This window comes from Mycolicibacterium chubuense (genome assembly GCF_001044255.1).
In the GTDB taxonomy this organism is placed as follows: Bacteria; Actinomycetota; Actinomycetes; order Mycobacteriales; family Mycobacteriaceae; genus Mycobacterium; species Mycobacterium chubuense.
On the sequence record NZ_JYNX01000054.1, the window covers coordinates 22,316 to 37,641 of the forward strand.

Sequence of the window (15,326 nt, forward strand, 5' to 3'; positions counted from 1 at the left end):
CCCACCAGGTCTGGACGCAGTGCCACTCCTACGGATTCGACTTCTCGGTCTGGGAGATCTGGGCGGCGCTGCTCGGCGGCGGACGACTCGTCATCGTCGACGAAGAGGTCGCAGCCTCCCCGCCGGATTTCCACACGCTGTTGAAGAACGAGCGCGTCACGGTGCTGACCCAGACCCCGTCGGCGATCACCGCGCTCCCGCCCGACGGGCTCGACGGCGTGGCGGTGCTCCTCGGCGGGGAGGCCTGCCCCGCCGACGTCGTCGACCGCTGGGCTCCGGGACGCGTGCTGATCAACGCCTACGGTCCCACCGAGGGCACTGTGTACGCGTCCATGAGCCCACCGCTGCGGGCGGGTTCGGGTCCGGCGCCGATCGGTGGGCCCGTGCCGACCGCTGCCGTCTTCGTGCTCGACGATCACCTCCGTCCCGTGCCGCCCGGTGTGACGGGCGAGCTGTACATCGCCGGGCAGGGCGTCGGGGTGGGCTATCGCCACCGCGCCACGTTGACCGCAACCCATTTCGTGGCCTGCCCGTTCGGGGCGGCGGGCACCCGCATGTACCGGACCGGCGATCTGGTCAGCTGGGGACGCAACGACCAGTTGCGCTACCACGGCCGCGCCGACGACCAGGTCAAGATCCGCGGCCACCGCATCGAACTCGGCGAGATCCAGAGCGCACTCACCGCGTTCGATGATGTCGACCAAGCCGTCGTCGTCGCCCGCGACGACGGACCGACCGGCACACACCTCGTCGCCTACCTCACCGGTACCGCCGACCCCACGGCGGTGCGCGCCGCTCTGGCCGACCGACTGCCCTTCTACATGGTGCCCGCCGCCGTCGTCGCCCTCGACGCCCTGCCCCGCACCGTCAACGGCAAGCTCGACACCGATGCGCTGCCGGCGCCGGGCCATTCGTCCGGCGAGCACTACCGGTCTGCCGGCGACCCCGTCGAAGACACGTTGGCCCGCATCTACGCCCGAGTCCTGGGGCTCGACCGGGTCGGGATGGACGATTCGTTCTTCGACCTCGGCGGCGACAGCATCCTGTCGATGCAGGTGGTCGCCCAGGCACATGCCGCCGGACTGCGCTGCCGGCCCCGCGACATCTTCGTCGAACAGACCGTGGCCCGACTGGCCCGCGTGGTGGAGAGCGTCGACGGTGCGTCGGGGCCGATCGACGACGGGACCGGTGCGGCGCCGGCCACCCCGATCATGCGGTGGCTGCACGGTGTGCCGGGGCCGACACGGGAGTTCAACCAGACCATGGTGGTCCAGGCGCCTCCCGGCGTGAGCGTCGACGACGTCGTGGTGCTCCTGCAGGCGCTGATCGACCGCCACGGCATGCTGAGCGCCCGCCTCGAGGACGACGGGACGCTGACCGTCCCCCCACCGCAGACCCTCGACGCCGTCGAATGCCTGCGCACCGTCGAGCAGCTGACCGAGCAGACGCTCGTCTCCGCTCGGGCGCAGTTGGACCCGGCGGCCGGCGCCATGGTGCGCGCGGTATTCGCCTCTCCCACCGGCGAACTGGCGTTGATGGTGCATCATCTGGTGATCGACGCGGTGTCCTGGCGGATCCTGCTCGAAGACCTCAACGTGGCCTGGGCACACCACCGCGCCGGACACCCCGCCACCCTGCCGATCACCGGCACCTCGTTCCGCACCTGGGCCCGGCTCCTCACCGGCCACGCCGCCTCCCCGACGGTCACCGCCAACGCCGCTGCATGGCAACGGGTTCTGGACACTGCGCCGGTTCTACCGCCACCCGACCCCACGACCGACACCTACGCGCGGGCCGGCCGGCTCACGACCACCCTGGACAGTCGCACCACCCGCAATCTGCTGACCGAAGTGCCCGCGGCGTTCCACACCGGGATCACCGACATCCTGCTGATCGCGCTGGCGCTGGCCTGCACCGAGTTCACCGGGCGCCGCGCACCGATCGGCATCGACGTCGAAGGCCACGGCCGCGACGACACCCTCGCCCCCGACCTCGATCTGTCCCGCACCGTCGGATGGTTCACCACCACCCACCCCGTCGCCCTCGACACCACCGGCCTGACCTGGCAGCAGATCAGCACCGGCGACGCCGCCCTGGGCCCGATCATCAAGCGCGCCAAGGAACAGCTGCGCGCCCTGCCCGACGGTCTCACCTACGGCCTTCTGCGCCACCTCACCGACACCCTGCCGCTGCGCGGACCCGAACCCACCCTGGGGTTCAACCATCTCGGCCGCACCAGCCGGCCCGGCACCGGCGAACTCGACGACATGTGGCACCCCAGCACCACCGGCATGCAGTTCACCGCCGCCGCAGCCCAGATCCCGATGCCTCTCGGCCACACCCTCGAACTGACCACCGCCGCCGTCGACACCTCCACCGGACCCCAGCTCGACACCACGTGGACCTGGGCTCGATCGGCACTCGGCGACAACGACATCCAGCGCCTCAGCCAGCTCTTCACCGACGCACTCACCGGCATCTGCACCCATGTCCGCCGTGGCGGTGGCGGTCTCACCCCCTCCGACATCAGCCCCGCGGTCCTCACCCAACAGCAGATCGACACCCTCGAAGAGCGGCACGGGCTCCAGGACATCCTGCCGCTGACCCCCATGCAGGAGGGTCTGCTGTTCCACGCCAACAGCGCCGCGGCCAACGCCGACGACGTGTACGCGATGCAACTGGAACTCACCGTGAAGGGCGCCCTCGAGCCTCGCAGGCTGCGGGAGGCGGTGGACACCGTGCTCGATCGGCACCCGAACCTGGCGGCGCGGTTCTGCCCTCAGTTCGATCGGCCGGTGCAGCTCGTACCCGCCGACCCCACCGTCCCCTACCAGTACGTCGACCTGTGCGGTGACATCGCCGATCCGGTCACCCTGGAGTCGGAGATCCGGCAACTCTGCGCGGCGGAGCGGTCCGCCGTCTGCGACCTCGCCCACGGACCGTCGTTCCGCGTGGCCGTGATCCGCACCGCCGCCGAGCAACACCGGATCGTGTTGACCAACCACCACATCGTGGTCGACGGCTGGTCGCTGCCCGTCCTCGCGCGCGACCTGTTCGCCAGTTACTACGGACACCGTCTCCCCGCCGCCGGTTCGTTCCGGCGCTTCGTCACGTGGCTCGCCGATCGGGACGACGCGGCCGCACGCCAGGCGTGGCGCGAGGTACTCGACGGTGTCGAGACACCCACGCTGGTCGGCCATCCCGACCGGCTCGGACTGGGTCCGCGCGGAACGACCTCGATCCGGATCACCGGGGAGACCACGGCGGCGCTCAACGATCTGGCACGTTCGTGCCACACCACCGTGAACACGGTGCTGCAGGCGGCCTGGGCGCAACTGCTGATGTGGCTGACCGGTCAGCACGACGTGGTGTTCGGCACCGCCGTCTCCGGACGCCCGACCGACGTCCCCGGCGCGGATTCGATGGTGGGCCTGTTGATCAACACCGTGCCGGTGCGCGCCCGCATCGACGCCGACACGACGATCGCGAGCCTGCTCGAGCAGCTGCAGGAGGCACACACCCGGACCCTCGACCACCAGCATCTGGCGCTCAGCGACATCCACCGCGCCACCGGACACCGCAGGCTGTTCGACACCATCCTCGTCTACGAGAACTATCCGATGGACACCGCAGCGCTGTTCGGGGGCAAGCTGGCCGTGACCGAGATCGCCACCCGCGAGTTCAACCACTACCCCCTGGCGATGATCGCCCAGCCCGGCGAACGGCTCGGTCTGCGCATCGAATTCGACACCGGCGTGTTCGAACCCCACAGCATCGAAGCGCTGACCAAGCGGTTCAAGCGGGTGCTGACCGCCATGACCGCGGTGCCGGGGCATTCGTCGTGACGGCCGACCCCACCCGCCGACTGCTGTCGATCGACCTCCTCGACGACGACGAACATGCCGACCTCGACGAGTGGGGTCACCGGGCCGTCCTCACCCAGAGCGCGGCCGCAGTCTCGATCCCGGAACTGTTCGCCGCGCAGGTGGCGCGACGCCCGGCCGCCCCGGCACTCACCGCCGGTGCCCGATCGTGGACCTATCGGGAGCTGGACGAGGCGTCGAACCTGCTGGCGCACCGCCTGATCGGGTCCGGTGCGGGTCCCGGGCAGTGCGTGGCCGTCCTGATGGAACGCTCGGCGCACGCCGTCATCGCGATCCTCGCGATCCTCAAGGCCGGTGCCGCCTACCTGCCGATCGATCCCGCCCACCCGACGGCGCGGGTCGAGTTCATGGTCGCCGATGGCACGCCGGTCGCCGCGGTCACCACCGACGATCTGGCCGGGCGGTTCGCCGAGGCCGGACTTCCGGTCGTGCGCATCGACGACTCCACGTTCGACGGAGGTCCCGCGCCGGCTCCGACCGGATATCCCGCGCCCGACGACATCGCCCACATCATCTACACCTCGGGAACCACCGGAACGCCCAAAGGTGTTGCGGTGACGCATGCCAATGTGACCCGGCTGTTCGACCGCATCGACGTCGGGATCCCGATGTCCCCGGATCAGGTGTGGACACAGTGTCATTCGTACGCGTTCGACTACTCGGTGTGGGAGATGTGGGGCGCGCTGTTGCACGGCGGACGACTCGTCGTGGTACCTGCGGACGTGACGGCCACACCGCAGCAGTTCCATGCGTTACTGATCGCCGAACAGGTCACGGTGCTGAGCCAGACGCCGACGGCGCTGACCGCGCTGTCCCCCGACAGCCTGGACTCGGTCGCGGTGATGGTCGCCGGCGAGGCCTGCCCACCGGAAGTGCTGCGGCAGTGGGCGCCCGGGCGCACGATGATCAACGGCTACGGCCCCACCGAGACCACGGTGTACGCCACGATCAGCGCACCCCTGACACCGTCGGCGACCGTGGTCCCCATCGGCGCGCCGGTGCCCGGTGCCGCGCTGTTCGTCCTCGACCGCTGGATGCGCCCGGTGCCGGCCGGCGTCGTCGGCGAACTCTACGTCGCCGGCCGGGGTGTCGGCGTCGGCTATGTGCGTAGGCCGGCGTTGACGGCGTCGCGGTTCGTGGCCTGCCCCTTCGATCCCGCTGGGCGGATGTACCGCACCGGCGACCTCGTCCGGTGGGGCGCCGACGGCCAGCTGCAGTATCTCGGCCGTGCCGACGATCAGGTCAAGATCCGCGGCTACCGCATCGAACTGGGCGAGGTGCGCGCGGCGCTGGCGGACCTCGACGGCGTCGAGCACGCGGTGGTCATCGTCCGCGAAGATCAACCCGGGACCAAGCGCCTCGTCGGCTACGTGACCGAATCAGGCTCCACACCGGTGGATCCGACGACGCTGCGCACCGCGCTGGCCGATCGCCTCCCGCCCTACATGGTGCCCGCCGCGGTGGTGGTGATGGGCACACTGCCGATGACGGTCAACGGCAAGCTCGACACCGGCGCGTTGCCCGCTCCCGACTTCCGCGACCACGACACCTACCGCGCCCCCGCCACGGCGGTGGAGGAGACACTGGCCGGATTGTTCGCGCGCATCCTGGGGGTGCCGCGGGTGGGCAGGGACGACTCGTTCTTCGACCTGGGCGGCGACAGCATCCTGGCGATGCGTCTCGTCGCCGCGATCAACAACGCGCTCGACACCGACCTCGCCGTGGGTGCCCTGTTCGACACCCCCACCGTGGCCCGGCTGGCCCCCACCCTGACGGGTGCTTCCGGCAACCGGATGCCCTTGCAGGCCATGGACAGGCCGGCAGTCGTCCCGCTGTCTTTCGCCCAGCGGCGGATGTGGATCATCGACCAGTTGCAGGGACCGTCGCCGGTCTACAACATGGCCGTCGCGCTGGAACTGCGGGGCCGTCTCGACACCGGCGCGCTGACTGTCGCCTTGGACGATGTGGTCGCCCGCCACGAGTCACTCCGCACGGTGTTCCCGGATACCGACGGCGTGCCACGCCAGCAGGTGCTGGCGGCGACGACCTCGGCGGCGCGCCACTGGCACGTCGTCGACGCCGTCGGCTGGACGGAGGCCGAACTCCATCGCGCGGTCGAGGAGGTCGCCGCCGGGACCTTCGATCTCGCCACCGAGATCCCGTTGCGGGCCAGAGTTTTCCGCGTCTCCGAGGACCGGCACGTGCTGGTCGGCGTGGTGCACCACATCGCCGCTGACGGGTGGTCGGTCGCACCGCTGATCCGTGACCTCGGGGCCGCCTATGCCGCCCGGTCCACCGGGGTGGCACCGTCGTGGGCCGAACTGCCGGTCCAGTACGCGGATTACACGCTGTGGCAACGGTCCCGGCTGGGCGAGCTCGACGACCCGGACAGTGTGATCTGCGCGCAACTGGACTACTGGCGCGACGCGCTGGGCGGCATGCCCGAGCAGATCGCGCTCCCGACGGACCGTCCCTACCCCCTGGTCGCCGATCACCGGGGCGCGGCCATCACCGTGAACTGGCCCGCGGAGTTGCACCGGAGGATCCGGGACACCGCGGGCGCCCACCACGCCACCGGGTTCATGGTGGTGCACGCCGCGTTGGCGGTGCTGTTGTCCCGGCTGAGCGGCAGTTCTGATGTGGCGGTCGGCTTTCCGATCGCGGGACGCAACGATGCCGCGCTCGAGGATCTGATCGGGTTCTTCGTCAACACGCTCGTGCTGCGTGTCGAGGTGGCCGACGATCCCACGGTCGCCGACCTGCTGGCGCAGGTGCGCCGGCGCAGCCTCGCGGCCTACGAGCACTCCGACGTCCCGTTCGAGGTCCTCGTCGAGCGGTTGAGTCCCGCGCGGTCGCTGACCCGGCACCCGCTGGTCCAGGTGCTGCTGGCCTGGCAGACCGACGAACTGCCCGAACGGTTCGGCCTGGGCGAACTCGACGTCATCCAGATGCCGGTGGCATCCCACACCGCGCGCACCGACCTCTCGTTCGCGCTGTCGGAGCGCTTCACCGACGCCGGCGAACCTGCGGGCATCGCCGGCACCGTCGAGTTCCGCACCGACGTGTTCGACGCGGTGACGGTCGAGGCGATGGCGGCGCGACTGCAGCGGGTGGTCACCGCGATGGTCGCCGATCCGCAGGGGCGGGTGTCGGTCATCGACGTGCTCGACAGCGCCGATCACGACCGGCTGGACCGGCTGGGTAACCGGGCGGCGCTGTGGACGGGCACCGAGACGTCGGGGTCGATCCCCGACCTCTTCGCCGCCCAGGCTGCCCGGACACCCGACACCGTCGCGGTGAGGTTCGACGGACAGACACTGACGTACCGCGAACTCGACGAGACATCGGATCGACTCGCCCGCGCACTCGTCGGCCGCGGTGCCGGCCCGGGAACCGTCGTGGCCCTGCTGATGCCCCGCACGTCGGCCGCCGTGACAGCGATGCTGGCGATCCTGAAAGCCGGCGCGGCGTATCTGGCCATCGACCCGGCGCTGCCCGACGGCCGCGTGGCGTTCATGCTCACCGACGCCGACCCGGTCGCTGTCCTCACCACCGAGGGGTTGCGTGACCGACTTGCCGACCGACCGGCGGTGGTGCTCGACGACATCGACACCGCAATCGTCTCGGCCGCAGCGCTTCCCGCAAAGTGCGGAGACGACCTCGCCTACCTGATCTACACCTCGGGCACCACCGGCACGCCCAAGGCTGTCGCCGTCACCCACGCCAACCTGGCCCACCTCGCAGCGTCCACACCGCCGTCGCTGCCGCGCAGCCCGGTGTGGACGCAGTGCCACTCCTACGCCTTCGACTTCTCCGTCTGGGAGATCTGGGCCGCCCTGCTCGGGGGCGGCGGTCTGGTCGTCGTCCCCGACGACGTGGTCGTCTCCCCCGCCGACTTCCAGTCCCTGATCCGGGACGAGCAGATCAACGTGCTCACCCAGACACCCTCGGCGATCACCGCCTTGGACCCGGCAGCCCTGCCGCCGGTGGCGGTACTACTCGGCGGTGAGGCCTGCCCGGCCGATGTCGTCGACCGGTGGGCGGGTGGCCGCACGCTGATCAACGCCTACGGCCCCACCGAGATCACCGTCTACGCGGCCATGAGCGCACCGCTGCGCCCCGGCTCCGGCGCCGCCCCCATCGGGGGTCCGGTGTCCACGGCGGCGCTGTTCGTCCTCGACGACCGCCTGCGCCTCGTCCCCGAGGGCACCGTCGGTGAGCTCTATGTGGCGGGACCCGGCGTCACCGCCGGCTATCTGGGACGCACCGCGCTGACCGCGTCCCGGTTCGTGGCCTGCCCGTTCGGTCGACCCGGGGCGCGCATGTACCGCACCGGTGACCTCGTCCGGTGGCGCGCAGACGGAGCACTGCAGTACCTGGGCCGCGCCGACGAACAGGTGAAGATCCGCGGATATCGCATCGAACTCGGCGAGGTCCAGGCCGCGCTGGCCGCTCTCGACGGCGTCGGCACCGCGGCCGTCATCGCGCGGCACGATCGCCCCGGCCACCCCCGCCTCGTCGGATACATCACCGGCACAGCCGATCCCGCAGCCGCCCGGCGGGCACTCGCCGAGGCGCTCCCTCCGTACCTCGTCCCGACTGCGATCGTCGGCGTCGACGAGCTGCCGCTGACCGTCGGCGGCAAGCTCGACGTCCGCGCGCTGCCCGCGCCCGATGAGATCGTCGACCAGTACCGGGCGCCCACCGACGCCGTCGAAGAGATCCTGGCGGGAATCTACGCGCAGGTGCTGGGCCGCGACCGCGTCGGCGTCGACGACTCCTTCTTCGACCTCGGCGGCGACAGCATCCTGTCGATGCAGGTGGTGTCGCAGGCCCGGGCCGCGGGCCTGCTCTGCCGGGCCCGCGACGTCTTCGTCGAACAGACGGTGGCGCGGCTCGCCCGGGCCGTCGACATCGCCTCCGCTGCAACGGAATCAGCCGACGACGGTGTCGGCCCGGTGACGCCGACCCCCATCATGGAATGGTTGCGCCACCTCGACGGGCCGACCGACGAGTTCAACCAGACGGTGCTCGTGCAGGCTCCCGCGGGCGCCAGTCGCAGCGCGGTCGTCCTGCTCCTGCAGGCGCTCCTCGACCGGCACCCCATGCTCCGCCTCCACCTCGACGACGGCTCGCTGCGAGTCCCCGATCCCGGTTCGGTGTCGGCCGCCGACTGCCTGACGACGGTCGACGTGCTCGACCGGCAGGCGATCTCGGCGGCCAGGGCACGCCTGAACCCTGCCGCCGGAGTGATGCTCGCCGCGGTGTGGGCCGACACCACCGGCCGACTGGCGCTGATCGTGCACCACCTGGCCGTCGACGCGGTGTCGTGGCGAATCCTGCTGGAGGACCTCAATACCGCGTGGTCCCAGCACCGCGAGGGACAGCAGATCACGCTCACCGGCGCAGGCACATCGTTCGCGCGGTGGGCGTCTCTGCTGTCCGGCCACGCGCGATCGGTGCTCACCGACGCCGCGGCGTGGAAGCGCGTCGAGGCGGTCCCCGCACTCCTGCCCGCGCCCGACCCGACGGTCGACACCTACGCCGACGCCGGTCGCCACACGGCGGTGTGGGACGCCACGCTCACCCGGCGACTCCTCGGCGACGTGCCGGCCGCCTTCCACGCCGGCATCACCGACATCCTGCTGATCGCCTTCGCATTGGCCTGCGCCGAGTGCTTCGACAGCGGGCCCGCGGTCGGCATCGACGTCGAAGGCCACGGCCGCCACGAGGAGTTGTTCGCCGGCGTCGATCTGTCCCGCACGGTGGGGTGGTTCACCACGAAGTATCCCGTCGCGATGCACATCGACCGATTACGTTGGGAACAGGTCAGATCCGGCGATCCGGCGCTGGGGACGGTGATCAAGAGCGTCAAGGAACAACTCCGCGAGCTGCCCGACGGCGTGAGCTACGGACTGCTGCGCTACCTGCAGCCCGACAGCGGGCTGACCGGCCCCGACCCCAGCCTCGGCTTCAACTATCTCGGGCAGATGGACCTGGCCACCGATCTGCCCGACTGGCTGTGGCGCCCCGCCACCGACGGCTCGTGGGTCAGCGACGCCGGGTCTGCGGTACCGATGCCGTTGGGCCACAGCGTCGAACTCACGGCCGCGGCCGTCGACACCGGCGCCGGGCCACAGCTCCAGGCCACCTGGATGTGGGCGACCTCCGTGCTGCCCGACGGGCAGATCCGCCTGCTCGGCGAGCTGTTCTTCGACGCGCTCGCCGGGATCTGCACTCACGTCGCACAGGGCGGCGGCGGGCTCACCCCGTCGGACCTGCTGCCCGCCGTGCTCAGCCAGCAGCGCATCGACGAACTCGGCCGGCATCACCGCATCGCCGACGTTCTTCCGCTGACCCCACTGCAGCAAGGCCTGCTCTTCCACACCGCCGCGGCGCGCGACAGCGGTGAGCGCGGCGACGTGTACGCGATGCAGCTCGACGTGACGATCACCGGTCCACTCGATCCCGAGGTGCTGCACACCGCCGTGCAGACCGTTGTGCGCCGCCATCCCACCCTGGCCGCGCGCTTCTCCGGCGAGTCCGACCCGCCGATCCAGGTGATCCCCGTCGATCCCGACATCAGTTGGCAGTACTGCGAACTCGCCGACACGGATCAGATCGCGCAGCTGTGTGCCGACGAGCGCGCCGCGGTGTGCGATCTGACCCACGGACCGGCATTCCGGGCAGCCGTCATCCGGACCGCCACCCACCGGCACCGCGTGGTGCTCACCAACCACCACATCGTGCTCGACGGCTGGTCACTGCCGATCCTGATGCGCGACATCCTCGCCGCCTACGCCGGGCACCGGTTGCCACCCGCCGGATCATTCCGCCGGTACGTGGAATGGCTGGCCGGCCGCGACCGCGACACCGCCGTCGCCGCCTGGCGCGACGTGCTCGACGGCGTCGACAGCCCGACGCTGGTGGCCCCGCCTGACCGGACCAGATCCGGACCGCGCGGGTCGATGTCGACGCAATTGAGCGATCAGACGACGCGCGCGGTCGGCGAGCTGGCGCGCCGCCACCACACCACCGTGAACACGGTGCTGCAGGCGCTGTGGGCACAGGCGATGACGTGGCTCACCGGCCACCACGACGTGGTGTTCGGGACGGCCGTGTCGGGGCGGCCCGCCGAACTCCCCGGCGCGGACGTCACGGTCGGCCTGCTGATCAACACCGTGCCGATCCGGGCGCGGATCACCCCGACCACGACGACGACCGAGCTGCTGGCGCAGTTGTCCGACAACCACCACCGCACCCTCGACCATCAGCACATCCCCCTCGCCGACATCCACCGCATCACAGGCCAGGACCAACTCTTCGACACGCTGTTCGTGTTCGAGAACTATCCCCTCGACGCGTCGGCCATGACGGCCGTCGGCGACCTGGTGATCTCCGACGTCACCGCGCACGAGACGAACCACTATCCCCTGACGCTGCAGGCGATGCCGGGCGATCGGCTGTCGCTTCGCGTCGAGTACGACACGGAGATGTTCGACGCGGGAAGCATCGACGCGCTGGTCGGTCGACTGCAGCGGGCAGTGACCGCGATGGCGGCCGACCCGGCGCAGCGTCTGTCGGCGACCGACGTCCTGGCACCCGGCGAACGCGCCCTGCTCGACGAGTGGGGCAACCGCGAGATCCTCGCCGCGCGGACACCGGTCACCGCCTCGGTTCCCGAACGGTTCAGCGCGCAGGCACTGGCCACGCCGGACACGATCGCGGTCCGTTGCGGGGAGCACCGCCTCACCTACTGGGACGTCGAGGAGGCGTCCAACGGACTGGCCTGTCTGCTGGTCGAGCGCGGCGTGCGCGCGGGTGACTGTGTGGCCGTGCTGTTGCCGCGCTCCGATCGGGCGATCGTCGCGATGCTGGCCGCACTCAAGTCCGGCGCGTTCTACCTGGCGATCGACCCCGGGTTGCCGGAACAGCGGATCGCGTTCATGATCGGCGACGCCGCCCCGGTCGCTGTGGTGACGAACGCTGCGCTGCGCCATCGTCTCGAGGAGTTCACGGTCGGGATCGTCGATATCGACGATCCCGCCGCCGGTCCCCGTGCAGAGTCCGGACTGGCCCTGCCTGCCGGCGGTGATCTCGCCTACCTGATCTACACCTCGGGTACCACCGGCACCCCGAAAGGTGTTGTCGTCAGCCACCACAACGTGTCCCACCTGGTGGACAGCACGCCGGCTTCCCTGCCGGCGCGCCAGGTGTGGACCCAGTGCCACTCATACGCCTTCGATTTCTCGGTGTGGGAGATCTGGGCGGCGCTGCTGGCGGGCGGCACGGTGGTGGTGGTGCCCGACGACGTGGTGGTCTCCCCCACCGACTTCCAGGACCTCCTGGTGCGGGAGCGGGTGAACGTCCTCACCCAGACACCCTCGGCCGTCACCGCACTGGACCCCGACCGACTGCCGGCGGTGGCGCTGCTGCTGGGCGGGGAGGCGTGCTCGGCCGACGTCGTCGACCGGTGGGCACCGGGCCGCGTGGCGATCAACGCCTACGGCCCCACCGAGAGCACCGTGTACGCAGCCATGAGTGCCCCGCTGGGGCCGGGTACGGGGCCTGCGCCGATCGGCGGTCCGGTGGCCACCGCGGCGCTGTTCGTGCTCGACGCGGGGCTTCGCCCGGTGCCGCCCGGCACGGTCGGCGAACTCTACGTCGCCGGCCGCGGCGTCGGCGTGGGGTATCTCCGGCGCCCCGGTCTGACGGCATCGAGGTTCGTGCCGTGCCCGTTCGGCAGACCCGGAGACCGGATGTACCGGACCGGCGATCTGGTCCGCTGGCGTGCTGACGGGCAGTTGCACTACCTCGGCCGCGCCGACGATCAGGTCAAGATCCGCGGCTACCGCATCGAACTCGGCGAGGTGCAGGCGGCGCTGGCCGGCGTGGACGGCGTCGAGCGGGCGGCGGTGATCGCCGCGCGCGACCACACCGGCGTCACCCGACTCGTCGGGTACGTCACCGGCACAGCAGATCCCGTCGCTGCGCGCCATCGGCTTTCGGACCTTCTGCCGTCCTACATGGTGCCGGCCGACATCGTCGCCCTGGACGCGCTACCGCTCACCGTCGGTGGCAAGCTCGACGTGCGGGCGCTCCCGGCGCCCGAGCGCGTCCGCACCGCCCCCTTTCGCGCGCCGCGGACGGTCACCGAGGAGATCCTCGCCGCCACCTATGCCACGGTCCTCGGCGTCGACCGGGTCGGTATCGACGATTCGTTCTTCGACCTCGGCGGTGACAGCATCCTGGCGATGCGCCTCGCAGCGGCGGTCAGCGCCGCGCTCGGCGTCAACCTGTCGGTGCGCGCGGTCTTCGACGCGCCCACCGTCACCGGTCTCGCGGGTCGCCTCGCCGCCCACGCCGGCACCCGCGCACCCGTCGTCCCCGTCGAACGGCCGGCCGTCATCCCGTTGTCGTTCGCGCAGAACCGCTTGTGGTTCATCGATCAGCTGCAGGGCCCGTCACCGGTCTACAACATGGCCGTCGGGCTCCGGTTGCGCGGCGCCCTCGATACCGACGCGATGGCGGCGGCTGTCGCCGATGTCGTCGCACGCCACGAGAGCCTGCGCACCCTCGTCGTCGCCCCCGAGGGAGTTCCCCGTCAGCTCGTCGTGCCCGCCGAGGAGGCCGAATTCGGGTGGGAGGTCGTCGACGCCACCGGGTTCTCGCCCGCCCATCTCACCGACGCGGTCGAGGCGGCTGGACGCCACGCGTTCCGGCTGGAGTGCGACATCCCGCTGCGGGCGACATTGTTCCGCGTCGCCGAGCACGAGCACGTCCTCGTGGGCGTCGTGCACCACATCGCCGCCGACGGCTGGTCAGTCGCACCGCTGACTCGCGACCTCGGGGTCGCCTACGCGGCCCGCTGCCAGGGCCACGCGCCGAACTGGCCCGAGCTGGGCGTGCAGTACGTCGATTACGCGCTGTGGCAACGCGATCACCTCGGCAGCCTCGACGACGCGGCGAGTCCGATCGGCGCCCAGCTGGCTTACTGGCGGGATGCCCTGGCGGGGATGGCCGAGCGCATCGCTCTCCCCACCGACCGGCCCTATCCCGCCGTCGCCGACCAGCGCGGCGACCAGATCACCTTCGAGTGGTCGGCCATTCTGCAGCAGCGGATCCGCGAGACGGCACGTACGCACAACGCCACCGGCTTCATGGTGGTGCAGACCGCGCTCTCGGTCCTGCTGTCGGCGTTGAGTTCCAGTTCCGATGTGGCCGTCGGCTTCCCGATCGCCGGCCGCACCGATCCGGCGCTCGATGAGCTCGTCGGCTTCTTCGTCAACACCCTCGTGTTGCGCGTCGACCTGACCGGGGATCCGACGATCGCCGACGTGCTGGCGCAGGTCCGGCAGCGCAGCCTGGCCGCCTACGACCATCAGGATCTGCCCTTCGAAGCGCTCGTCGAGAAGCTCAATCCCACACGGACGCTGGCCCACCATCCGCTGGTGCAGGTGATGCTGGCGTGGCAGAACATGCCCGCCGCCGGAATGGGTCTCGGTGGCCTCGAGGTGAGCCAGCTTCCGGTGCGGACACACACGGCGCGGATGGACCTGTCGTTCTCGATGACCGAGCGATACAGCGAATCCGGCGCGCCGACAGGCATTTCCGGTACGGTCGAGTTCCGCACCGACGTGTTCGACGCCGAGACCGTCGGCACGCTCGTCGAGCGCCTCGAACGGGTGGTGACCGCGATCCTGGCCGACCAGGATCAACGCCTGTCAGACATCGGTCTGCTCGACGCGGCGGATCTCACCCGGTTGGCGCAGCTCGGAAACCACGCGCTGGTCACCGCACCGGCCCCCGCGGCGGCCTCCGTACCGGACCTGTTCGCCGCACACGTCGCGCGCACCCCCGACAGCAGTGCCGTCACCGGCACCGACCGGTCGCTGAGCTATCGGGAGCTCGACGGGGAGTCGAATCGGCTGGCGCACAGGCTGATCGACGTCGGCGCCGGGCCGGGGACGACCGTGGCGTTGCTGCTGCCGCGATCGGTGCAGGCGGTGGTCGCCATGCTGGCGGTCCTCAAGACCGGCGCGGCCTATCTGCCTCTCGATCCCGCGCATCCCGATGGGCGGCTCCGCTTCATGCTCGCCGACAGCGCACCGGTCGCCGCCGTGACCACCACCGGGCTGAGGTCCCGGCTCACCGGTGCGGACCTCGCCGTCGTCGACGCCGACGACCGCGCATCGGGTCCGGCGAGCCCGGTCGCGAGTGCGGTTCCCGACGACATCGCCTATCTGATCTACACCTCCGGCACCACGGGAACGCCCAAGGGCGTGGCGATCAGCCACCGCAACCTGGCCCACCTCGCCGAGTCCACCCCGCCCGAGCTCGGCGCCCACCAGGTCTGGACGCAGTGCCACTCCTACGGATTCGACTTCTCGGTCTGGGAGATCTGGGCGGCGCTGCTCGGCGGCGGACGACTCGTCATCGTGN

General features: G+C 70.8%; 1 protein-coding gene and 1 pseudogene. Both read left to right on the forward strand.

The window, feature by feature from the left end:
- Positions 1–3,845 (forward strand): annotated as a pseudogene (locus MCHUDSM44219_RS31620) (condensation domain-containing protein); the annotation flags it as partial.
- A partial coding sequence (locus MCHUDSM44219_RS31730) for a non-ribosomal peptide synthetase (protein WP_461786655.1) occupies positions 3,842–15,325 on the forward strand: 11,484 nt, incomplete at its 3' end. The pseudogene MCHUDSM44219_RS31620 and the gene MCHUDSM44219_RS31730, both read left to right, overlap by 4 nt.
- Between the last annotated feature and the right edge of the window lies 1 nt (position 15,326).